Source organism: Photobacterium sanguinicancri (assembly GCF_024346675.1).
GTDB classification, from domain to species: Bacteria; Pseudomonadota; Gammaproteobacteria; order Enterobacterales; family Vibrionaceae; genus Photobacterium; species Photobacterium sanguinicancri.
The window spans coordinates 1,521,568-1,545,313 of sequence record NZ_AP024851.1 but is presented as its reverse complement, the minus strand read 5'-3'; the positions used below and the strand labels follow the sequence as shown (position 1 = coordinate 1,545,313).

15 protein-coding genes are annotated in these 23,746 nt (G+C 42.6%); 5 read left to right on the top strand and 10 right to left on the bottom strand.

Annotated features, from left to right (window positions below; genetic code table 11):
• Positions 1–251: 251 nt before the first annotated feature.
• Positions 252–1,292 carry a porin family protein gene (locus tag OCU87_RS23780; protein WP_261858728.1) on the bottom strand — a complete coding sequence of 347 codons (1,041 nt, stop codon included), beginning with the start codon at positions 1,290–1,292 and terminating at the stop codon, positions 252–254.
• A 2-nt stretch (positions 1,293–1,294) separates the two neighbouring features.
• Positions 1,295–1,777 (bottom strand): hypothetical protein, encoded by a 483-nt coding sequence (locus tag OCU87_RS23775; RefSeq protein ID WP_261858727.1) that lies wholly within the window; start codon positions 1,775–1,777, stop codon positions 1,295–1,297.
• Positions 1,778–1,890: 113 nt separating this feature from the next.
• Between OCU87_RS23775 and OCU87_RS23770 the strand changes: the two genes are divergently transcribed.
• Positions 1,891–4,560, top strand: a complete 2,670-nt coding sequence (locus OCU87_RS23770; RefSeq protein WP_261858726.1) for a hybrid sensor histidine kinase/response regulator — start codon at positions 1,891–1,893, stop codon at positions 4,558–4,560.
• Between the two features lie 165 nt (positions 4,561–4,725).
• Here the strand turns inward: OCU87_RS23770 and OCU87_RS23765 are convergent, their stop codons facing one another.
• Both OCU87_RS23765 and OCU87_RS23760 read right to left on the bottom strand, forming a co-directional pair.
• Positions 4,726–7,692 carry a PAS domain-containing hybrid sensor histidine kinase/response regulator gene (locus OCU87_RS23765; protein WP_261858725.1) on the bottom strand — a complete coding sequence of 989 codons (2,967 nt, stop codon included), beginning with the start codon at positions 7,690–7,692 and terminating at the stop codon, positions 4,726–4,728.
• Positions 7,689–8,720, bottom strand: coding sequence for a cytochrome-c peroxidase (locus tag OCU87_RS23760; protein WP_261858724.1), 1,032 nt, complete (start codon positions 8,718–8,720; stop codon positions 7,689–7,691). The genes OCU87_RS23765 and OCU87_RS23760 overlap by 4 nt, the downstream gene beginning before the upstream one ends.
• 500 nt (positions 8,721–9,220) lie before the next feature.
• Between OCU87_RS23760 and OCU87_RS23755 the strand changes: the two genes are divergently transcribed.
• From OCU87_RS23755 to OCU87_RS23740, 4 genes are all read left to right on the top strand, one after another.
• Positions 9,221–9,997 (top strand): efflux RND transporter periplasmic adaptor subunit, encoded by a 777-nt coding sequence (locus OCU87_RS23755; protein ID WP_261858723.1) that lies wholly within the window; start codon positions 9,221–9,223, stop codon positions 9,995–9,997.
• A 2-nt stretch (positions 9,998–9,999) separates the two neighbouring features.
• Positions 10,000–13,011 (top strand): efflux RND transporter permease subunit, encoded by a 3,012-nt coding sequence (locus OCU87_RS23750; protein WP_261858722.1) that lies wholly within the window; start codon positions 10,000–10,002, stop codon positions 13,009–13,011.
• A 225-nt stretch (positions 13,012–13,236) separates the two neighbouring features.
• Positions 13,237–13,857, top strand: coding sequence for a LysE family translocator (locus tag OCU87_RS23745; RefSeq protein WP_261858721.1), 621 nt, complete (start codon positions 13,237–13,239; stop codon positions 13,855–13,857).
• 77 nt (positions 13,858–13,934) lie between these two features.
• Positions 13,935–14,312: a VOC family protein gene (locus tag OCU87_RS23740; protein WP_062692322.1), complete on the top strand. Its 378-nt coding sequence runs from the start codon at positions 13,935–13,937 to the stop codon at positions 14,310–14,312.
• 123 nt (positions 14,313–14,435) lie between these two features.
• On the opposite strand, the gene OCU87_RS23735 is transcribed toward OCU87_RS23740, so the two are convergent.
• The 6 genes from OCU87_RS23735 to OCU87_RS23710 are packed head-to-tail and all read right to left on the bottom strand — an operon-like array spanning position 14,436 to position 23,694.
• Positions 14,436–16,577 carry an ATP-binding cassette domain-containing protein gene (locus OCU87_RS23735; RefSeq protein ID WP_261858720.1) on the bottom strand — a complete coding sequence of 714 codons (2,142 nt, stop codon included), beginning with the start codon at positions 16,575–16,577 and terminating at the stop codon, positions 14,436–14,438.
• Positions 16,574–18,283 (bottom strand): ATP-binding cassette domain-containing protein, encoded by a 1,710-nt coding sequence (locus OCU87_RS23730; protein WP_261858719.1) that lies wholly within the window; start codon positions 18,281–18,283, stop codon positions 16,574–16,576. The genes OCU87_RS23735 and OCU87_RS23730 overlap by 4 nt, the downstream gene beginning before the upstream one ends.
• Before the next feature lie 11 nt (positions 18,284–18,294).
• Complete coding sequence (locus OCU87_RS23725) at positions 18,295–19,767, bottom strand: TolC family protein (protein WP_261858718.1); 1,473 nt, start codon at positions 19,765–19,767, stop codon at positions 18,295–18,297.
• Positions 19,688–21,961 carry an ATP-binding response regulator gene (locus OCU87_RS23720; RefSeq protein WP_261858717.1) on the bottom strand — a complete coding sequence of 758 codons (2,274 nt, stop codon included), beginning with the start codon at positions 21,959–21,961 and terminating at the stop codon, positions 19,688–19,690. Before OCU87_RS23720 ends, OCU87_RS23725 begins: the two co-directional genes overlap by 80 nt.
• 6 nt (positions 21,962–21,967) lie before the next feature.
• Positions 21,968–23,305: an HlyD family type I secretion periplasmic adaptor subunit gene (locus OCU87_RS23715; RefSeq protein WP_062692328.1), complete on the bottom strand. Its 1,338-nt coding sequence runs from the start codon at positions 23,303–23,305 to the stop codon at positions 21,968–21,970.
• Positions 23,306–23,361: 56 nt separating this feature from the next.
• A complete protein-coding gene (locus OCU87_RS23710) occupies positions 23,362–23,694 on the bottom strand; it encodes an Hpt domain-containing protein (protein WP_261858716.1) in 333 nt (110 codons plus the stop codon).
• Between the last annotated feature and the right edge of the window lie 52 nt (positions 23,695–23,746).

The window sequence follows — 23,746 nt, the reverse complement described above, 5'->3', positions numbered from 1 at the left end:
TTCAGAGAAGATATTATTTGCTCAGCTGAACATATAGCTTATCGCAAGTTTCTTTAAGTGCAGCCAATTCTTCTAGCGGTAATTGGCTCTACACATCATAGCTTGTCCATACTCAAATGCTGTGTGAGGCAATATTGATGTTGAAGTAACTGTTAATGGCGAAGCACTTATCGCGAAAGCGAAATGATAGATAAAAACAACGCCCAGTATCACTGGGCGTTGTTTTCTCTGTCAATTGTCTCGTAGAACATTTAGAAAACAAAATTCAGCATTAGCGTATAGGCTTGTACATCTTTATCTTCTTGTAAGGCTATTGGTGGAATCACAAATTGCCCATCTTTGCCTTGGTCGTAGCGATCTTGAGGTAAGTAGACACCTTGCCATTCCGCATTCAGTGATATTTGTGGTGTGACATCGTAACGCACCCCAGCCGTTACACTTTTAGAGTATCGACGGTCATGGCTTTGGCCGTATGTTATATAAGGCGTAAAGGCGTCATAAGAATAACCTGCAGACACATACCAGTTAGTTTGTAATTTATCGTGTTCGACCTCAGCCATGAATAGCCACTGATCGAGAGAATATTCCCCACCCAAAGTAAAGATATTCATCTTCTCAGAAGCTGCACCGTTTTGTTCAAACTTGGTGTGCATATATGCCGAGTGAATACGGTAATTAAAGCCTGTGAGCTCAGCTGATAGCCCTGCCATATAATCCGTTTCAAATATAAGCTCGAACGTGCCTAGTTTGGTCTTATTTTCACGACCAAAGCCATAAAATGGCATTACCGACGCGGTTAGTTCATCGGAGATTGATGTTTCCCAGCGTAAAGAGAAACCATCGTAGAAGGTAAATCCAAGAATACTGTCATACACCTCTTGCGGTGGACGTGCCCACGTATAGGCTTGGCCGACATAGTAATACTCAGAGGCTAAAAATAGCGGCAAGCGTAACCGACCACCGTTGAAGGTGAGGTCATTTATCTCATAGCTTAAATAGGCCCACTCAATTTCAGGGTCTGACCATTTATCTTGTGGGCGCTTTACAACTTGTAAAGATGCATTGAGTGCTTCCGTTATTGTGTAATCTGCTTGGATACCAAAAATGGTGTCGCAGTCGTAACAAGTATCGTCCGTAATTTCACGGTGAATAAACAAAGGCGTTGTGTTATTTGACTTGGCGATTGAGGTTGAACCGAAGCCACTAATTGAAAAGTCATCGGTAATATCTATAGCAGCAAGTAAAGGTAAGGGCATGGCTGCTGCGACAAGAAGGGTATATTTTATGTTCATGCTTACTCTCCTTGTAAGACAGTGATGAGAATGTTGGCATTCTCAGGGACAGCCGTAATTGGCGCATAGGCAATCCCATTCGGGTTTTTATTGAGCCACTCAAGAATGTCCTTAATATCATCGCTATTGAGTTCTGCTGGTGGTTTCCCTTTGCCAGAGAAAGACAGTGATGCCCAGTACCCATTCATTTGTGATACCGACTTGCCTAAAAGCATGTCGTAAAACTCTTCTCTATGTATTGAGTTCTCTGGTAGATCAACCAGAACGATTTTGATGCTGCCGTTTAGTTTTTTTGTTCTGCCTTTATATAGCATTCTTGCCTTGCTTTTACTGAGCTGAGGAATGTCTTTGTTCATTGAAAAAACAGCAAACTCGACATCTTCGCTAGCCTTATTATTGGCAAATGCAGAAAGGGATAACCCAATGGAAAAACTAGCAATTACGAGCTTCATCACAATAGGTTTTAGGTTGAGTCCGTTATTCATTAATTATTTACCATTCATCCTGAATTAGTCCTAATATTGATAATAGTTGACACTTGTGTAACTACAAATAGACATTTTAAAAAGGTGTTCAGGTTCACGTTCAAGGAGAAGATATGAGCCTTTTGAATCGGATTTCGATTAAATCGAGGTTGCTCGTTTTAGTCATTTTACCACTTGGTTTTATGACGATTTTTGCAGGATTAGAGATTCAAAGTCTCTATAAAAACGTTAATACGTTAAACATGCTTAATACGCGTGTCATGTTATTGAGTGAGGCTTCTTCCTTTTTGTCTGAAGCACATTTGGCAAAAATAAGTATGCAAAATGAGACATTGAGCCCAAATGACAATTCCATGTCGAACAATCTTAATGAAAAGGTCCAAAAAATACGCTTACTCATTCCAGATGCATTTACAGCACCAGAAGCAAAAAAAGCCAATGTGTTAATGGATGATTTAGCTGATGCTGTTTCGGAGTTTTCAGAGACGCAACAAGATGATTTACTCGATTGGTCGGCATGGATTGATGAGACCCTTAATGGCGTATTGACCAGTTTAGAAAAGTCACCACTGACAATTAATAATAAAAAAGTGGAACAAAACCTTGGTGTTTTATACCAGCTCAACTGGTTATCTTTGTGGTCTCAACAAGAAAATTGGTTTATCCGCCAGTTGCTGCTAATGCCTGATATAGCCGAAGATATTAAACCTGAGCTCGTTAGTGTTATTCAAAATCAGCAACTTTATATTGATCGTTTTATCTCTATTAATGCCGACCCACAGCAAATCGAATTGCTTAAAAAAACATTTTCAGATCCTGCTTTTGCTAATAGCTATATTTTACGGGAAGGCTTACTCGGTGGCGGTGTCTCTCAAGATGCGATTAGTGTCGGGCTGAAAGCTCTGGATGAACGCTATAACTTGATTCAATTCGTTGTTGGCGAAGTGAGTCAGCAGTTAGTGTCTGAAATTCATACAACGATAGCCAGTGCTAAAGTGAAAATGGGTATTTTTACCAGCGCGATTTTACTGACTCTGCTTGTACTCAGTATTCTTGGGGTGAACCTAGCTAAGCGTATTATTCAGTATTTAGGGCGCGTGATTAACACGATGTCGAGAATTGAAGAATCGACTGATGTCATGGTGAAGGTCGAAGAAGATGGGCGTGATGAATTCACTGTTTTTACCAAAAAACTGAATATTCTGATTGATGAGCGATACCATAACCAAGCTAAAATGGTGTTAGCAAAAGAGGACGCTGAAAATGCCAATGTGGCGAAAAGTGCTTTTCTTGCCAATATGTCGCATGAAATTCGAACGCCGCTCAACGGCATCATTGGTATGTCATCAATACTGTCAGATACCGACCTTAATCCTTCCCAGTCTGAATACCTGCAAATTGTAGAAACCTCTTCACAAACCTTACTGTTGTTGATTAACGACATATTGGATCTGTCTAAAATCGAATCGGGTAATCTGGTTATCGCACCGACGGAATGTAACGTGCGTGAGGTGGCTTACGATACTATGTCGATTGTGATGGCAAAAGCTTCTGAGCAGAATCTAGCATTGAAAGTCGATATTGCTCCTGACGTTGCGGCATTAACCATGATAGATGAACACCGTTTACGTCAAATACTGATGAACTTAATGTCGAATGCCGTGAAGTTTACCTTATCGGGCTCGGTGACGTTATCGGTCACCCAGCAGATGAAAGACAACGGTCAAGCTGCTATTCGTTTTGCAATTATCGATACAGGCATTGGTATTGCGAAAGACAAGCAGGACCAAGTTTTTGCACCGTTTACGCAAGAAGATGGTTCTATCACTCGTCAGTTTGGCGGTACGGGCTTAGGGCTGGCGATCTGTCGTCAGCTTGTAGAGTTAATGGATGGCGACTTAGCGCTAGATTCTGAAAAAGGAAAAGGTAGTACTTTCTACTTCACTATTGATGTCGATATTGTAAAGGCACAAGCGCCGAAAGTAGCGAGTTTACAAAATGTGAAGACCCTGATAGTAACTAACGAAGTGAGTTATGCAGAAACACTGAAAGTGCAGTGTATAGAGCATGGCCTTTCCGTGGATGTTGAAACGGTCATGAGCAATGTAGATCGTTCTTCAAATTACTATGATTTGATCCTGTTCTGTCAGGGTTCTCTGATCCGCACTATAGATACCATAGCTGAAATTAAAGCGGTGAAATCACCTGCCGCAGTTGTAGTATGCACCAGCCATAGCGACGAGCAGTATGATTTTGGTACTCACATTGATGGTGTGATTAGTGCGCCATTGTTTGGTCGCCGTTTAGTGAAAGCGACCAGTCAAGCATTGAAAAGAGTGCAAGAGCATCATAAGAAAATTCAAGCTTCACTTGGCGTTGTTCTTGATGAGGCCGTTAGCGTGAAAGATGTGGTGCTGGTGGTTGAAGATAACCTTGTTAATCAGAAAGTCGCATCACTCTTCTTGAAAAAGGCGGGCTACGATTTTGAGTTAGCAAATAATGGTCAAGAGGCCGTCGATGCGATAACGCAAGGTAAGCAGTTTAAGGCCATTTTGATGGACTGCATGATGCCAGTAATGGATGGCTTCTCTGCAACAGAAGCCATTCGTGCTTGGGAAGGTCAAAACGAAAAATCTCGTTTGCCAATTATTGCGTTAACTGCGAGTGTACTCGACCAAGATATTGATAAGTGTTTTGAAGCGGGTATGGATGATTATGTGGCTAAGCCATTCAAGAAAGAAGTATTGTTAGATAAGCTCGATAAACTTAACGAAGTAGCCTAGTTTGACGCCACCGCAGAGACTATCACTCTGCGGTGTTTTTGTTTGTAAGTTGTGAGCACATGCTTGTAGTTGCCGTATCTCGGGTGTGAAGTGTGGCTCAGTTAGTTATCCCCTCAAGGCCTATCGCTGCTTTGCTTGAAAGCTGCGATGGGCCTTTTATATGGCCTACGATTGTTGCGGTGAATTGACACTCTTATTGTCCGAGCTCTGTTGTCTTTCTTTACTATCGATTAACCGAGATGACTGATGGATATTCACTTCTAGTAAATTAATAAATTGCTGCATCAGGTGAATCTTGGGAAGATGATTTTGGCCTGTTTGTTGTTGTATCTCTGCGGTTAAATTAATCAAACGGGGTATGGAATAGTTGTCCGCTAACTCACTAATGGATTGCGCAAAGAAGTGAATCAGCTCGATGTTTTGGTCACCGTACGCAATGATAAGTGAGTTAATGCCTTGTTCTGCGCTATCAATGAATATGTGTAAGTATTCGTTGATACTCTTATTGCCATCTATTTTTTGGAGATCTGAAATGTTGATTTCTGCCTCTGTAACAGCTAATTCAGTGATCGCAGCTTGTGTATGGCGCGTAAGTGCAATGACGTTGAAGTCTGGCTGTCGGGGGGCTGTGATGTGAAGGCTCGATTGATTCTCCATTATAGTGGGTAAATGTTGGTTAATTGCCTCAATAAACCCTTTTTCTTGAATGGGCTTCGTTAATACGAAATTCGCCCCAGCTTGAATTAAGTTATCGTGTGCTTCTTGGAATATATCGGCAGTACAAGCAAAGATGACTGTGGGGAGTTTGAGCTCTTGGCGTATGGCTTGGGTGGCGGATACACCATCCATGACAGGCATGTGGTTATCCATAAGCACTAAATCAAAGCTCTCTTCTTTTAAGCGCTCTAAAGCAACCTGTCCATTTTCAGCAACACTTGCGTGATACCCTTGGCGCTGACAAAACGTTTTAGCAACTAACGCGTTGATTTTGTTATCTTCAACAATCAATATCTTGAGTGCTTTCTGATGCTGATTATTGTCAGCGCTGCTCACTTGTGGCTCTCGTCGCTGATGAGTCTCTTCAGTATTATGCTGCGCGGTATCAGTAGTGGCATGTTCTTGAGGTGTGATCGCCTCACATAGTGCCGATATATGGCGATCGGCTAAAGCGGTGGTATTACCCGAAATAAGAGGTTGAGTCGACGCCTTTTCAATGCTTGTGTCCAGCGCGATGGTTACCTTAAATTCAGTACCTTTACCTAACTCGCTGTTAACAGATATATGCCCATTCATGATTTCAACTAATTGTTTCACAATTGCCAAACCCAGCCCTGTGCCACCATATTGGCGGGTTGTAGAGGACTCAGCTTGCGTAAAGGGGTCGAAAATATTCGCGAGGCGTTCTTGTCGGATCCCGATGCCAGAGTCTTTGACAACAATAGTGACTCCTTGCTGGTTATTAGCCGCTAGGGTGTGTTTGAACGACAGAGAAATAGTACCTTGATGAGTAAACTTCACCGCATTGCTAATAAGGTTAAAAATGATCTGTCTAATTCGTGACTTATCACCATTAAAAGTTGCGTTAGGGCTCAGCTCATTTTCAATGACGAACCCTAGCCCTTTACTGGTACAAATTTGTTGGTAGGTATGGGCTATGGGGTTGATAACATCGTTAAATTGAAATTTGGTACATTCTAATTCCAGCTTATTTTCTTCTATTTTAGAGAAATCCAAGATGTCATTCAGTAGTGAGAGTAGGTGCTCACCAGACTCTAACAATACTTCAATTTGTTTGTGGTTCTCAGGGTCTTGGGTGTTAGATTCTATTATTTGTGCCATACCTAGAATCCCATTAAGTGGGGTGCGTAACTCATGGCTCATGGTTGCAAGGAATGTTGATTTGGCTTGATTAGATACTTCGGCTTGTTTGGCTGCAGAGGCAAGATCTTGCTCTAGGGCTTTTCGTTTGGTGCTGTCGCGCTCTACCGCGATAAAACTTTGTAGATTGCCGTGGATATCAAATGTTGGGTTAATCGCGATATCAATCCAGTATGGAGTCCCATTTTTATGGTAATTGATCAGCTCAGATTCTATTGAGTGCCCTTGTTTTAACGCTTCTGAAATTCGAGCTACTTCTGCTTGGTTGGTATTTTCTCCTTGTAAGATGTCGCCCGGTTTTTTACCAATAACGTCATCAAAACTGTAACCTGAAAGGCTTAGAAAACTGTTATTCACCCACGTGGTATAGCCTTCTTTGTCTGTCATCACAATCGCATCTTGCGCATGCTCTGCCACTAATGCCAAGGTGGATTTTTCTTTTTCAGATGCGCTCAGCTTATGTTGGATATCTAAAGTCTGTAGTAAACGCTCACGCAGCTGTAAATAGAAATAAGCTGCGATACTTAAAGCAAACAGTAACATAGTGATAAACGCATGTAGCTTGATGGTTTTTGCTTCTTCAAGCCAATAGCTATTTTGTTTTGCGAGGTCTTCTTTTACCCCATTTGTCATAATGTCTTTTTCTTTGTTTTTGCTCTCTGCTTTAATTCGCTCACGAAAAGAGATGTAATTTTGAAGGCTTTGAAAGGTGGTATTCCCCTGTAATGTTGGACTCGGTAGGGATACAAGTGCACCTTTAAGTGTCAGTTCTGAAACGTACAGCTTATCTTCAGGACTCTTTAAGGTGTCTAATAGTTCTTCTTCCAGTAATGAGGTGGTTAATGTGGAATACTCATTCGACACTTTTAAACGCAGTAAGGTTTCAAGATCGGTGACAAACGAAGAGATATTCTTATTGATGGCTTTGGCTTGAACGATGACTTCGTCAGTACTGATCACCATCCGATTTAGCCAGTTATCTTGGTTCTTACTCAATGTATTATAAAGCGCATTGGCTTTGATCTCGGCTTCGACAAGCTGTAGCGAGTAAGTATCGTAGGCCTTGTGGTCTTGATGGTTAAAATAATGCAGCTCTTCTCTGGCTTTTATCACATTATTCGACAGTGACAAGTAAGCACGTTGATACTGTTCGACTTGGTGGCTTTTAGTCACGATGAAGGCCAAATAAAGCGCAAGGCTGGTAATGGTGGCAATAAAGAACCAACTGAGTTGATGGGTAAGTGTTTTCATCATTGCACTAACTCCTCTAACGCAGACGGTTTAGGGGCGGTGAGGGCATTCAAAAACGCACTAATTTCAACAACTGTCATAGGGCTTAGCTCTTGGCCTAATTGCACGCGTGCCATCACGATAATGGCTTCTTCAAGAGTGGCGGTTTTACCATCGTGAAAATAGGGTGCTGTGATGGCGACATTCCGCAGGCTAGGTACCCTAAATACATGGCGATCGTTTTCTTCCCCTGTGACTTCAAAACGTCCTAAATCTTGATTTACCGAGGGACCAAATTGCGTTTCCAGTGCGGTGAGATTGCCAAACTTTTGGAAAAGGTTGCCACCGATATTTTGACCCTGGTGGCAGTACACACAGCCAAGTTGCTGAAATTTTTGCCAGCCATTTTGCGCGACATTTGATATGGCATCGGCCTCGCCTTCTAAGAAACGGTCAAAAGGGGCGTCTGGTGTGGTGAGGGTATTCATGAAGGCCACCAGTGCATTCTTGACCGTTTTTTCAGAAATATCACCACTGTATTCTTGGTCAAAGCGCTTTTGGTAATATTTAGATTGATTAAGAAACTGAACAATAGACGGCCAATCGCTGTCCATTTCGAGCGGGTTATGAATAGGACCATCAATTTGTTGTTCTAAACTGGCCGCATGCCCATCCCAGAAAAAGCGAGAGTTAAGACTGATATTAAACACCGTTGGTGAATTACGTTTACCTTCGCCATTGACACCGACAGATGCAGGGATAGACTCCGCGCCATTACTGTAAATATGATGACAAGACTCACAGCTTACTTGGCTATTAGAGGACAACCTAGGTTCGAGGAATAGCTCGAACCCGAGCTTAGCTTTACTCTTTTCTGTAATTGTTTGCTTTTCAATTGCACTGACTGATTGAGATAAAAAAGCATTTTCCGTTCTACTGTTAGTATTGGGTAAATCATTAAGAATAGGTTCACGAAAGGTGAAGTAGAGATAGACGCTAAATAGCGCCACGATAAGGCAAGGTATAACCCAACGGAGTGATAGATGCTGCACGGCAAGTCCTTTTAAATCAACGTTCGTCCTAACTTTAGTGTAGCCAATTAAATCTGTTGCATATTGGGTTTCGATTTATTTCTACTTTCTGTAAAGCAATTCTGGCTAGATAGCAGTTTAACTGATTGAGTTGTCAGTTATTTTGCTTGATCTTAACAAACTAAATGGCGTTATCTTCTGACTTATTTTAAGGATGGTGGTGGGGTGTAGATGGTTGTTAGCATTTATTTTTTGGTGTTTGTTAAATTGATAATTTATTTAACGATAAATTAATACGCCACTGGTTTGATTGTTGGATATTCGGCTTAGATATAATACTTGCTGTTATATCTATATGTATAAACCTGCTTCCCCTCTCATTATTATACTTTATAGCTATGTAATAAATGCGAACTGGTGCTAGTTCATATTGCGTTCATTTTGGATACAGTATTCTATTCTGAAAGATGTTTGGTATCACTAATATTTGAAATTCGTAAGGAAATACAAGGGAATTTGTCATGAATAAATATCTAAAAGACTTAGGGGTTATTACTTTATTTATAATCAGTCCGTTTGCTATGTCGGAAGACTATGCAATGGGAAGCCTTGTACCAGTTCGTAGCGTTACAGTCAGTAGTGAAGTGACTGGCATTGTCGATGAGTTTGATAAGGGTGTAGGCGATAGTATCGCTGCTGGTGAAGTGCTTGTTAAGTTATCAATTGCTGATAACGCATTGAATATTAAGCTTGCTAAGGCAGAGTTGGATGTTAGTTTGCATGAGCTAACGACTCAAGAGAAGCAACTTCAACGATTTTCGTCTCTTTATGAAACAAAGGGTATCTCAGCCAGTGACTATGATGAACAGCATCGTAAAACACGACTAAGCCGTGCTCAGGTTGAAGTTGATAAAATCAAATTAGCGATGGTGCAGCGAGAGAAAGAAAAATCTGAAGTGAAAGCACCTTTTTCAGGCCTTATTTTAAAAAGAAACATTGAATTAGGACAGTTTATTCCGTCTGGTGAAAAATTATATACTTTAGTTGATATGAGCAAGGTTAAAGTTGAGTTTTATTTATTAGAGTCTGATGTAATGAGCACGCATAAAGGTGATGTTGTTAACGTTATTATTCCTGCTCTTAATAATAAATCAGTCCAAGGCTATGTCGATATATTATCGCCGGCATTTGAAGCGGGTGACCCAGGTTTTTTAGTTGAGGTTATTGTTGATAATACTGGAAGTAAATTAAAGCCTGGAATGCAAGCGCGCGTAAAACTTGCTGAACAAGGAGAGTAGCAATGCAATATTTGTTAATGCTGCTGAGTCAGCGACGTTTGGCGGCTAAATTACTAACGTTAGTGCTCATTGTATTAGGGCTATTTGCCCTGACTCAACTTCCTTTGGCAGAAAAGCCCCGCTTCGATATGGGAGAAGGATTGATCACGACAGAATACCCCGGAGCATCGGCCTCTGATGTTGAAAGTAATATTACTAGTAAGCTAGAAAAAGAATTACTTTCTATCTCCGGGATCAAAGAGTTTCACTCTGTCTCTGAAGCTGGCGTGTCTGAAATTGAGTTTCGACTAAATACAGGTATCGCAGATCCAAATGCGGTGTATCAAGATGTCCGCGATGCCTTAGCTCGAGTTTCAGACTTACCTGCTGGTGTGACTGAGTCACCGAAATTATCCGTTGAAAAATCTTATAGCTTAGATTTTATGGTGGTCGGGATCAGCAGTGAGTTACCCTATGCTAAATTGCGTGATCGCGCGAAAAGTTTAGAGCTTGCTTTAAGGCGCGTGGAGGGTATTGGCCAAGTTTATCCAATCGATTTACGTGAACCTGAGTTTTTAATCAATTTAGAGCCTACTCAGCTACAGCGTTATGGTCTAACGGTCGATGAAATCGCACAGTTGATTGCAGAGAGAAACATATTAATTAGTGGAGGGCGGTTAGAGCTGCTGCAAGATAACCCTGAGCTGATTACTGTTGCAGAGCTGGATAATATAGACAAACTAAGCGACATGTTTATTGGTTTTAAACCCAATATTCAACTTAAAGATGTCTCTGGTGATATTACGAGCTCTTATGAAAAAGCGTCGGCTTATGGTTCTTTGAATGGTCAAAAAAGCATTCTTTTTGATCTTCGCACTGATCAACAGGCCGATGTTTTAAAAACGTCACAAGATGTTCGAGATTTATTAGCAAGCATGGAGCGTCAGTTCGGTACTGATTTTAAGCTTGATGTTGGTTTTGATCTGGCGAATGAAATTCAGGCCAAATCCGATATTGTTCGTAACAACGGCTTAGTGGGTTTGATCCTCGTATTGGTGGTGTTGGCTTTGTTTCTTGAAAAGCGCATCGCATTTTGGGTCGCGGTGTCTATTCCTGTGTGTCTGCTTGGTACTCTGGCAGTCTTACCGGCACTGGGGCAAATATTGGATGCTTATACTTTATCAGCCTTGATTTTGATTATCGGGATCATTGTTGATGATGCAGTGGTGGTCAGTGACAAAATTATCGCGTTTGTTGAAGAAGGCTTACCCATTGAACAGGCTGTAACTAAGGGTATTAAAGCGGTCTTCCCTGCGATAACAGCCAGTATCCTCAGCACCATGATTGCCTTTATTCCGTTGTTATTCCTTCCCGGGGATAGCGGTCAAATGATGTATGTCATTCCACTGACCGTTATTGTTGCACTGTGTTTCTCATTTGTGGATGCTTTGTTTTTTATACCAGCTCATTTACAAGGTGTGCTAGCAAAAGATAGTCACTTGGTGAGTAAACGAAGAGATAGCTTTCGCCATGTGAACCATGCCATTGAGTGGGTACTCACTCAGCGTAAACGCGTGCTGAGTATTGCCATAATATTGTGCGTAGGTGTAGGCGTATATTCTTACAAACAACTTAGTTATTTATTCTTTCCTGAGGACGGTGCGTATTTAATCGAAGTATCTGCCGAGACAGACCCAGAATTATCTTTAGATCAGGTATGGCAGCGTACTCAGCAATTAGAAGCCTTGATCGGTGAAACTGATGAAGTGTCTAGTTGGTACGGTGAAGTCGGTACGCCGAATAGCTATTGGATTATTTCGTTAACCCCAGTGAACGATCGCGATCGAACCGCCGATGATATTGTTGAAGAGTGGGAAGTCGCTGGCGAAGCCATTGATGGTTTGGCACAAATTGAATTTGATATTGATGGCGGTGGTCCACCTGCGGGGCGTCCTGTCGATATTAAAGTCGTTGGTGGCAGCGATGAAGGACGTAATGTTTTAGCTGATGATCTTGCTGCTTACCTTGAAACTATCGCAGGTACTAAACGAGTGAGTCGGGATCTGCATGATAGCCAGCCAAGAGTAGAAGCACAACTGCAATACCAATGGTTAAATTATTACGGTATCAGTGCCGCGCAAGTTGGTGGGCTGATCAAATATGCCGTCGAGGGTGAACGTGTTTCACGTATTTTTAACGGTGAAGAAGAGGTGTTCTTCCGAGTCAGCCTAGAAGAAGATGATAAAACGCTAGATGAGCTTAATAATCTCATGGTCCGTGCTAGTGACGGTACGCTTGTTCCATTAAGCAAATTAATCCGCTGGGTAGAGACGACATCGGCATCGCAGGTTACTCACTATAATGGTGAACGAGTTATCCGAGTGTCATCCGGTATTGATCCAACATTGACGGATCCAACCAAAGTGTTTGAGCTGGTTGAAACGCAATTTGCTGGTAAAGATTATGATGGTGCACGTTTGGTTGCCGCAGGGCAGATTCTTGAGACAGCTCAAGCTGAACAAGGCTTTAGTGTTGCAATTTTGATGGCCTTTGCGGGCATTAGCATACTATTGTTATTGCTGTTTGATCGTATGATTGAAGGGCTGTTAGTGCTTTTGGTTGTGCCTTTTGGTGTTAGTGGTGCCTTGTTTATCTTGTTCCTACATAATCAAGTACTGAGCTTTTTCTCAATCATTGGGATGATCGCTCTGATTGGGGTGATGGTGAACAATAGCCTTGTTTTGATTTGGCATTTCCGCTCTACCATTGCCGAGTTGGACCGCGATAACGTGATGGCATTTATTATTAAAGGAACAAAAAGCCGCGTACGGCCAATCATATTAACGACAATCACTACTGTCGTTGGATTAGTCCCTTTGGCTTATGGGCTTGGGGGGTATGATAATTTCATGTCACCGATGGCGCTTGTTGTTGGTTGGGGCTGTGTCATCTCAATGTTGGTGACTTTACTCATTATTCCTGCACTGTACGGCTATGTGCTTGAATGGAAGGTTCGTAATAACCGCCCTTTATAATGGTTCGCTTCTATTAGATAACTGTGAAAATGAAAGCACCGCTTTACACCGTTATGTGTAAAGCGGTGTTTGTTTAGAGCGAATGAATTGATAGGCAGTGTGTTTTTTATCTCCGCATTTTGTACTCCTTGTTATAAAGGTCGTTATTGATATGCTTCTTAGCTATTGGTTAACAAGCGAAATACCGTTACAGTGCTTTAATTAGTCACTCGCAGGAGCATAAGAGTGGAATACGGTGTGTTGTTGGTGTTTATTCCAACTTTCTTTTTTGTGTCGATAACTCCCGGAATGTGCATGACGTTGGCTTTAGGGCTGGGGATGAGTATTGGTTTTCGTCGAACGCTGTGGATGATGCTGGGTGAAGTGGTGGGTGTGGCATTAGTCGCAATCAGTGCGGTATTGGGCATAGCAGCAATTATGATCAAAATGCCTTGGCTGTTCGTGGTGTTCAAAACCATAGGTGCGATGTATCTGGCTTATCTTGGCCTGCAAATGTGGCAGTCTAAGGGCAAGATGGCATTGAGCGATGATAAGTTGCAGACATCCCAAGCATCGAATTTAGGCTTAGTCGCACAGGGGTTCATTACCGCGATTGCCAATCCGAAAGGGTGGGCATTTATGATCTCATTATTACCTCCCTTCATTAAGTCAGATCTGGATTTTGCCCCACAGCTTGCGTTGTTGGTGAGCATTATTATGATTTCTGAGTTTGTTTGTATGTCGATTTATGCCAGCGGTGGCAAGGCATTACGCCGATTGTTGATGAATCAACAAAACGTGAAAACCATGAATCGAATAGCGGGTAGCATGATGTTTGGTGTCGCGATTTGGTTACTGATGAGCTAAGCGAATCTAGCCAGTAGGCTGAGATAAGCTCATGAAAAAATCAATAAATAAATATAAAGATCACAAGGAGAGTTGTTATGTTCAGTCATGTAATGGTAGGTACCAATGATATGGAGAAGTCGAAAGCATTCTATGATGCGACTTTTGCCGAGTTGGGTTACGCACCAGGGATGATGGATGAGAAAGGTCGTTGTTTCTATGTCACTAAGACCGGTGTTTTTTCAATAACGAAGCCGATTAATGGCGAGTCGGCGACTCACGGCAACGGCAGCACTATTGGCTTTTCAGTGGAAAATGCCGATATGGCTAATGCGTGGCATGCGGCAGGTATCGCTAACGGTGGCGTGACATGTGAAGAGCCCCCTGGCGAGCGTGAAGGCAGTCTGATGAAGCTGTACATTGCCTACTTGCGCGATCCTGCGGGTAACAAGATTTGTGCGGTTCATCGTATGTAATGTCTCTCTGTCATCCATAATATGACAAAGTAACCTTATTGCGTATAAGCAAAGCTAAAAATGAAAAGACCGCTGAACTTGCGGTCTTTTTTGTTACAGTGATTTAGTCAGGTATTAAAGAAATTAGCTCTTAATGGTTTGGATTACCTTGTCTGGGAAACCAAAGTATTTTTGTGAACCATCATTATCGAGTAGCAAGCAGTTACTCGACGCTGCGATGTAAGACTTGTCGTTGGTCGTGAATATGACGGTCGCCTGCGCTAACTTTTCCGTAAACAGTTTATTAATGTATTTTACATACTCTTTTTCGCAACCGACAAACGGCTCATCGATGATGATCACCCCTTGATCACAACAACCCAGCCCCAGTGCCATCCGCAATAACTGCTGCACACCATTGGGTAGTTGCTCAACATATTCTGAGGTCATGTTGGTCTCAAGCCCTTGTGGTAACCAAGAGTGTAAATCGAAGAAATCGATAATTTCTTCCATCTGATGCCGCGCTATCACCCCATCATGAATAATGAAGTTCGATTCCAGCGTACCTTCAAAGATGTGCAGTTCAAAAGGAATATAGTTAATCGCTTTACGATAGCGAAAGTTATTGAATTGCTTGATGTTATATCCATCAATTAACACATTCCCTTGATAACGTTCTTCAAGCCCAGCCAAGATACTCAGTAAGGTTGTTTTCCCCGAACCAGACATGCCAGATATCGATATTTTGTCGCCAGCAGGAATGGATAAAGCAAGGTTGGTGAGCCCTGTAGGTGAACCTTGATAGCGATGCGTCAGGCCGCTAACCGTAATATTGCCTTTAAATTGACGAATCGGTGGGCTATTTTCAAGCTGAGTACGATCATCATTTAATGACATTAACGCATTGATTTGGGCGCTGGCAGCTTTAATCGTTTTGAATTTAGTAATGGCATTGTATATCCCCATAATTGGCCCAAGGGCTTTCCACACCAAAATAATGATTGCCAGCATCGCACCGGCGTCGGTTTTACCTGCCATCACACCGAGTACCGCGGTCACAATACTGGCGGTGCCTATGGCTTGAATGAGTCCTTGCCCCATAGATTGAATTCTACCATTGGTGATCGATACACCCTTGGCATCTTCAAGGCTCTGATTGTGTGCCGCATGAAAGCGAGAGCGGATCACACGCAATAACGGTAAGCCTTGAATGGTACTGATACTACGCAGTAGCTCATTCCATTGGTAAGACACCATCGCATTAGCGCGCGAGCTTTTTGATGTGGCTTGGTTGTAGATATAGCGTGAGTACACACAAAATAGCAGCATGAGCACGATACCCGCGAGTACTGTTAGCGCCGCGGTTCCTGAGATAATCGTGATAGCTAAAATGAAGATAATCACAAAAGGCAAATCAAAGTAGCTAAGGGTTGATTCCGCGGTGACTAGCTTACGGAGTTGGTCGATATCTTTTAATCGAGCCAGCTGGGAAGAGACTCCCGCCGAAGAGGTCATAGAGTAGGGCAGCCAAAGCAACTTGCTGATGACATTTTTTGAGATGTGAGTCGCCAGATCTTTACCTGATGTTGCTAATATATTCATCCGAAGTCGTTTAAAACCATACTCGGAAGCGGCTAAGAAAATCGCAAGAGCAGCAAGCCAAAATAACGTGGTTTCAGAGCCCGATGTAAGCGCGAAACTGTATACGCCCATGATGAAAAAAGGCTGCATTGCACCAAGAATATTGATGATCAAGCTAAGGAGCATCAAGCTTTTCATTTCATTGTTATAGCGATAGAAAGCGTACTTGATCCAATTAGATTTATCTTGTGACTCTGGTGGCGGTTCGCGGAAAATCTTTGAATATTCGGAAATTTCGCACACGGCGCAGGTATCGTCTGTAAGAGTATGCTCAATTAAGACGTTGTTACGATAATCGAACAGCTTAGCCATCCCATTTTCGATGCCAAGGAAAATGGTACAGACGTTATTGAACTCGACGAAAGCGGGCACGGAAATACGGCTTAATTCTGTCATGGATGCAAGCTGGCGTGTTTTACACTCGTAATCCAGCCGCGTTAAAGTACTCGAAAAACTGTCTATGTCTTTGGCTTGGGGCACAAAGGCATCGGTCAGAATATCTGGTGTACCTTCCCACTGTAGCGTTATTAAGGTGTAGGCGATCCCTAAAATGGTGGGTGAGTTGTTATAGCGCTCTTTAAATTTGGCAGAACCAAAATCGCTCAGCCGTTCTTCGGTATTGCTAAAATCAATCAATACACTCATGCGGCGACCTTCTTATCAAATTTATGTTTAACCAAACGAGTGTCGAGTTGACCGAGCTTGTTGCTGACAATCATACAAATAAAGTTGTTTGATTTGGGGGCGATACAGGCCAGTAACAATCGGCCAAATTTTTCGTCATACACCATGTCGATATCATCGATCATTAAGACTGACTTATTACTTAGTAGTGCTCGCACGATCAGTAGCGCGAATAAAACCTGCCGCGAAAAAGGCAACTGTGATTGGCTAGATATTTGAGTATAAAAGCCATTTTTGAGGCCATTAATTTTGTCTTTAATGGCGAGGTTTTCACACAATGCAAAAGCCGCGTTATTGAGGTGAGATTGAAAACACGTCAGGTTGTCGATGATGGATCCTTCCACCAGTGAGGTATTCTTATCGACTTTAATAATGTGATTACGCCATGTGGTGTACTCAATATTTTCAAATGCTTGCTGGTTAACCTCAATCTGAAAACAATCGTCGTGTGTGTCACGGGTTAAACAGCGCAGCAAGTGACTCTTACCACTGCCGCTGGGCCCTGTTAGCAAATGAATGTGTCCAGTTGCCAGTGTTAGCTGATTGGGTACATACGCTGTGTTATTAACTGTGATAGCTGCAATCGGCTGTTTACCCGCAAAAAGCATATCAGTGTTTGAGGGTGTGAGTGTTTGCTCACGGTTCTGGTTTTGTGCTGAGCAAGACGCTTGTGATGAAATTGGCGCTTGTGGTGAAAGGTGGCTTTGGCTTTGAGGGAGCGCGCGCGCAGATTCTAACGCTAACAATTCCGCAATACGCGCAATATTGAGTTGGTTAACACGCCATCGGCTTAGGGTACGCATGACTTGTTGGTAAGGGGCAAAATAACGGTTGGTCAGCAAGATAACTGCCGCCATTACCCCTTGGCTAATTTCTAGGTTGATAACTGCACGGGCGCATAATACAACCACGATAGCCACGGAGAGCTGCTGAATAAGGTTAAGAGTCAGATTAAAAGACGATTCGAGGCGTTCATACGCAATACTTTGGGTTTCGCGTTCGCTAATCATTTCGACCATCACACTTTCGACACGATACTCCATAGTGCGGCTTTTGATATCGAGCGGATTAGAGACAATTTCGATGATTTTTGAATTGGTCAGTCCTTCTATATCTGAACGCTGAGATAAGATCTCGACCCTTCTTTTCGCTAAATAACGTGCAGCAATCAATAAAATGGTCGATGCCAATATTAAGGCAATGCCTGCCCACATATTGATGAGGAAGATGATCAAGATAGTTATGGCACTGGTACCACCGTTGATCATTGCTTTAATCGACTCACCACCAAAGAATTGTTTAATGTCTGGGATCGTAGCGATCCGCTCTAAATATTCCCCCATTTCCAAGCGATTAAAACGCTCGATATTGGCGGAACAAATTGCCATGAAAACGCGGTTGGTTAACTGGCTTTCAAAGCGTTTCATTATCACTGATACCAAATGTTCTTCTTGGCGTTTTAATTGGTAGTCCAGGAAAATAGCCGTGAGAATAATCCCAAACAACAGCATAAGCGAATGGGTGGATTGATTCGGTAAAATACGGTCAAAAATGATCAGAATAGAGAACGGCAACACCAGCCCAAGCAGGGTTGTCATTATGGTAGAGAAAACCAAATACAGCTTATCTAGCGGGCTGATTTTTCGTGTAAATAAAGGATTTTTCATGCGTTATTCCTTTATTGAGCCAAGAGGTGAAGAGGAATTGGCGAATCGGTTTTGCTGTCACTCGCAGGAGACATTTGTGCTGCAATCTTGCCTATGGTGTTCATGTTTAAATTGCCAATTAATTCGTTAAGTTGCACTAAGCTGATGATGTAATCGTAACGAGCGTTTTCGTAATCTCTAATGCTACTGAAAAGCTTACTCTCGGCAGATAGCAAGTCAGTTATGGTGCGAGTCCCGAGTTTATGTGCTTTCTGAATACCTTTATATGAGGCGTAATTGGCTTGAATGATGGTTGTGAGGCTGCGTAGCGAAGCTGAGTAATCATTAATGTCGTAAATAAAGGTATCAAATGATTGTTGGCTTTGTTGCTTACTGTCTCGTAGGTCAATTTCAGCGCGTTCGATATTGACCTTGTTTTGTTCATAACGGTAATAGTCTTTGCCACCATTAAAAATGGGCACGTCCAAGGTTAGGGTGTAAACCGCTTCTTCAGTGGTGCCGTTATTGGGAAACACATTGGCTGACGCATCGTTGGTGTTGTCGTAGGTATAACCCACGCTGCCTTTTAATGATGGTGCAAAGGTTGCCCCTGTTTCCTTTAATGACTGGCGATTTCTTTTTACCTCTTGTTGAGCAATCAGTAAGTTGTAGCCCGAGGTGTACATGATCTCGTTAAGCTGCCGTTGGCGAGTGAGCGATATTTCATTGAATTGAATCGTCGACTGTAAATCATGGTCAGGGTTTAGCGGTTGTTGAACAATATTTTCAAGCTTAGTTAAGATGACACGCTGTTCTTTTTTTAAGCTGCGCAGGGTATTTGCATTTTTTTCTTTTTGCGCCATGACTTCATATTTTTCGGTTCCTGCTACATTGCCTAGCTCGACATTACGGGTAATAAACGTGAGCCGAGCAGCTGAAGAATCAAATTCAGCTTGGGTGGCGCGGATTTGCGCATTGTTCTTCAGATACTCAAAGTAGGTGGTTGAGGCATCACGAATAATGGATTGACGGGTTTGTTCTGTACGTAGTGTTTCGGTATCCACACTCACCTGAGTACTGGCTTGCGAATAAAGATCACCAAGGTCAAAAATGGTTTGCGATAGCGTCACATTGACGCCGTGACTATTGTAGCGGTTATTGGCATCGCTGCCTGTTTCTTGGTGGGTCGCACTATCGTTCCATCGTGTATTGGCAGACAAGCCGAGCGACGGTAAAAACTTCCCTCGGTTAATGTCGAGGTCATATTCAGATGATTTAAGGCGTGTTTCAGCACTGCTTAGTGACAGGTTCTGTTTTAATGCTGTATCTACGACTTCAAGCAAATTGGCGGCTTGTACGTACGAAGATAGTCCTCCTCCGAGTAATGAGAGGCTAACAATGGCGCAGGAAACGGCTGTTGAGACGCTAACAGATTTTCTTAATGGCCATGTATTTTTTAATAACTTTGATGATTTCATCATTTTTGTACGGCTTACTGATGACATAGTCCATCCCTGCTTCAATACATGACTTGTGTTCACTCGCACTGGTAAGTGCTGTTGCGCCAATGATGGTGGCGGGTTGCTGAATGTCCATTTCATCTTCCCGTTGGCGTATCAGTTTGGTGGCTTCAATACCGCCCATGCCTGGCATGATGCAATCCATAAAGACAATGTCTGCACCTTGCTCTTTCATGTACTCAACAGCTTGAGCTCCATCACTGACGGTATGAGCGTCATACCCTTGCTTGCTTAATAGTTTCTTCAATAAGAACTGCTGAACACGGTCATCTTCAACAATCAGGAAGGCGTTTCGAGTTTGCACATCCGCTTCTTCAGCGGCTTGCATGGCTTCGGTTAAATTAGGGATAAGCTCGTATGGGATCAGTGGTGTGTAGAACACGCGATCAACATATTCGTGGGTGTCTTGAACCGTACTGGATTCGGAAGCCGCTAAGAAGAGTTTGGTTTTCGCGGCTTTTTTCAGGCGAGAATGCAGGGTTTTACAGAAAGACTTAAGTTGAATGCCCTTGAGTGTATCGGTAATGATGATGGCATCGTATTCACCAATAGTGGGTAATGATTTAAAAATATCATTAGCGGCCCGTACGACAGTCACGCTTGCCCCATATTGATCGAGCATACGCGACATAATATCGATTTGTAGCGGTGAGTCGGTACAAACCATGACACGTTTATTTTCAAGTAAGCGATCTACACGATAGAAACTTTTTGGCGTGATATCGATACCGATATGCAGCTTTTGAAAAGGCGACAGAGGAGAGCTATCGCTATCGGCGGTTGATGATAGTACTGGCGATGGCGCTTGAAACCACGAGGACTTAAAGTGATTAACCTTTGTTAGAATAGCTTTTGACCACTCATCGTTAATGCCACTTTTTTCATCAACGGCTTCCCACTGTGCTTCCTGAATTTCAGTTAGACCAACAGCATTGGTCGGCAAAAAGATAATTTCAAATACCAAGCGCGTTTGTTCGACTTCTTCTGCGGCCTCGGTGCGAATGTTCAATAGGAGGTATTTATCGCTTTGCGCTGAAATAGCATTAGAAAGCTGAAGGAAAAGTACCCAGAACAAGCTGGTGGCATTGCCCTCGATGACTTCGGGTAAATTATCGTGCAAACGGCACTCAAAGGTACGTTGAGAGTGTTGCGTTTTAGCCGTGAGGTGGACAATTAATTCAGACATAAATGGCAAGAAATTTACGTTGCCCGTTTGTGCTTGATTACCACCTGAAATAAGGCGGTTATAGTTATCGGCTAAATCCGACAGTGTATTGGTGGCGAGGGTAATATCGCGTGCCATTACTGCGCCATTTTCACCTGCATCTTGGGCGATTAAACGCACACCACCTTGAATGGTATTGGTCATACCGCGAATTTCATAACCGATTAAGGCATAAAGTTGGCGGTATAAATCGGCATTACGCTTTTGAAATTCAACGTCTTGGTACATAGAGGCCAAGTTGGCAAAAATACGCCGTTCTGTCGGCGTGGTATCTAGGTTATTGAGTTTTGCTTGAATGCCTTGGGCATCGATATTTTCCAGCTGAGTCGCAAGTTGGCTAATATCGTACTGAGATTGCGTTGTGTGATGCCCTGAATGTTGAGGACGCTGTTGGCGTATAAGAAAGAGCAAACCTAGCGCCGTGATAATGGATAGCGCAAAGATGAACAGTGCTTGATGAAATAACTGCTGCTGTTGGGAGAGATAGCCAGATTCTACAATAGTGATTAAGTTTTGGTGTGCCAGTTGTAGGGTGGTGTAGCTTGTTAGCAACGCTCGTTGTAACTGTGTGGTGTCGCCAACGGCTGTAAAGCGATCTAGGGTGACCGCTAATTGCGGATACACAACATTACCGACAAGGCTGATCTTTGACTTTTCAGCAGCGGCTAAGTGGGTAAAGGTTGTAATCTGCTGCTGTAATGCCGAGATTAAATCTGCCATTGGTGCTTGTGTTGGAGAGCATGCTTGTTCTTTACATGCTAAAGATGCGTGCAGTAATAACTCAGTTTTGTTGATTAAGCTTGCTGATTCAATCAGTAGTGGGGATTGTGTTATTGCGCTATGTTGTGCGTCACTATTATTGATCCAGCGCCAGCCAATAAAGGCTTGCGATATGACAAAGCCAACCAATAAAGCGATAGAAAAACGCGTGATGTTTTTTTTTGCTATTTTCACTTGGTATTACCTCTCATCAAATGCGTCTTCCATCGCGCTCATTACAGGTTTTAGCGCATAATCAATGACGTAGCGTGAGCCTGTTTTGATATCGGCTGTAAATTCCATATACGGTGACAAGGTGTATGTAGCGCCTGATTTTTCAAGGAAGTTTTGCTGAATCGAAATTTTGGCAATATAGAATTCGTTTTCTTCTTCTTTGTACGAAGATCGGCTAATGGAGTCGATTGTGCCGGTAACAAAGCCATACTTCGCAAAATTATAAGTATCAAACTTTAGCTTCACCTCTTGACCTATTTCGACAAAACCCATGTCTTTTTTCGGTATTTTGGCTTCACCATGTAAGCTGTTTCGGATAGGGGCAATGTCGGCAATACTTTCATTAGGCGGGATCACCGCGGATTTAAAATTGAAATGCACTTTATCGACGACGCCATCGACGGGCGAATAAACCGTTAGACGATCCACTTTATCGGCATGCTGGGGCAGTTGCGCTTGTTTGAGCGAGCGATCTTTTTCAAGCTGATTAATTTGCGTTTGGTAGCCCGCATTACGGTTTGCGATAGTATCGTTCAGTTGTTTTTCTAATCTTGTTGACTGAAATTGCTCGCTCATTACCGCTTCACTGAGGTTTTCTATCTCACGGATCATGTTGGTTTCTTGTACTTGCATGTTCAATACATCGACATACGAGGCCATTTCTTCTTTATATAGCGTTTCTTTGATGGATAGCTGTTTGCGAATTAAACCCAGTTGTTTACGTGAGCTGTTAATACGCTTTTTCATGGAGCCAATTAAGCGTTGCTTGTGCTTGATATCCAGCGCGATGAGTTCTTGATTTGAGGTGTTTTTTTGGAACTCTTTTTGCCACGATTCTGTTTGTTGAGTAACGAGTTGTGGGTAAACGGAAAAGCGAGAATAATCCGGTTTGGTTTGATTTATCAGCCCTTGGTAGCGGGCGATTTCCATTTCTAATCCGATGATATCAATGGTTGCCGATTGAAATTGTGTTGCACGATCAACGGATTTTAAGCGCGCGATAGGTTGCCCTGCGTATACGTAATCGCCTGCTTGGACGAGTAGGGTATCTAAAATACCGCCTTCTAAATGTTGAACACGTTCGATATCAGAATCGAGTAGCATCTCACCACGCGATGAAACCACAATGTCAATCTGCGCACGTGAAGCTAAAGCGATCAGCAATAACAGAGCAATGAACAAGAAGAGCAATGATTTATGCACTGTCGTCATTGCGCTTTGAATATAAATTGAATGATCAGTTTCAACACCGTCGTTTTGCTTCGATTCAATCAATGCTTTCTTTATGTGGTTCTCGATGCCCATCGCAATAGCTCCTTAATTACGCTGAGTGGTATTGGGGCAGTTAAGAGCCAATACCGTTAATTCGTCAGGGCGTGGGTGGCTATTTGCTGGTTTACTTTGACCATTTCATTTAGGACAGCATTGATTAGCTCTGCACTGGGTTTTTCTCCGCGCTTGCACAGGCGTTCAATGGTTTCAAATTGTTCACTTGCGTTTTCTTCACATAATGTCAGTAACACACCTTTTAGTGAGTGCACGGTATGAAACAGACCGTCAATATCGCTGCTGGCGTATTTATCCTTAATCACTTGAATGTCATTACCGTGTTCTTCGTTGTACAGCTCAATGATCATCGACATCATGTCGTCATCGCCATCCATTGCGTCGCTAAAAGCTTCAAAATTAATCATTGCGTTGTTCCTTTTCCTTTTCTTTTACTCAAGCTATTGAGAGATAACAGGG

Excerpts from the sequence above, each read along its gene's own strand:
- OCU87_RS23765 (WP_261858725.1), bottom strand. The coding sequence starts at position 7,692 with ATGATGAAAACACTTACCCATCAACTCAGTTGGTTCTTTATTGCCACC.
- OCU87_RS23715 (WP_062692328.1), bottom strand. The coding sequence starts at position 23,305 with ATGGGCATCGAGAACCACATAAAGAAAGCATTGATTGAATCGAAGCAA.
- OCU87_RS23725 (WP_261858718.1), bottom strand. The coding sequence starts at position 19,767 with ATGTCATCAGTAAGCCGTACAAAAATGATGAAATCATCAAAGTTATTA.
- OCU87_RS23740 (WP_062692322.1), top strand. The coding sequence starts at position 13,935 with ATGTTCAGTCATGTAATGGTAGGTACCAATGATATGGAGAAGTCGAAA.
- OCU87_RS23730 (WP_261858719.1), bottom strand. The coding sequence starts at position 18,283 with ATGAAAAATCCTTTATTTACACGAAAAATCAGCCCGCTAGATAAGCTG.
- OCU87_RS23750 (WP_261858722.1), top strand. The coding sequence starts at position 10,000 with ATGCAATATTTGTTAATGCTGCTGAGTCAGCGACGTTTGGCGGCTAAA.
- OCU87_RS23775 (WP_261858727.1), bottom strand. The coding sequence starts at position 1,777 with ATGAATAACGGACTCAACCTAAAACCTATTGTGATGAAGCTCGTAATT.
- OCU87_RS23710 (WP_261858716.1), bottom strand. The coding sequence starts at position 23,694 with ATGATTAATTTTGAAGCTTTTAGCGACGCAATGGATGGCGATGACGAC.
- OCU87_RS23780 (WP_261858728.1), bottom strand. The coding sequence starts at position 1,292 with ATGAACATAAAATATACCCTTCTTGTCGCAGCAGCCATGCCCTTACCT.
- OCU87_RS23770 (WP_261858726.1), top strand. The coding sequence starts at position 1,891 with ATGAGCCTTTTGAATCGGATTTCGATTAAATCGAGGTTGCTCGTTTTA.
- OCU87_RS23755 (WP_261858723.1), top strand. The coding sequence starts at position 9,221 with ATGAATAAATATCTAAAAGACTTAGGGGTTATTACTTTATTTATAATC.
- OCU87_RS23735 (WP_261858720.1), bottom strand. The coding sequence starts at position 16,577 with ATGAGTGTATTGATTGATTTTAGCAATACCGAAGAACGGCTGAGCGAT.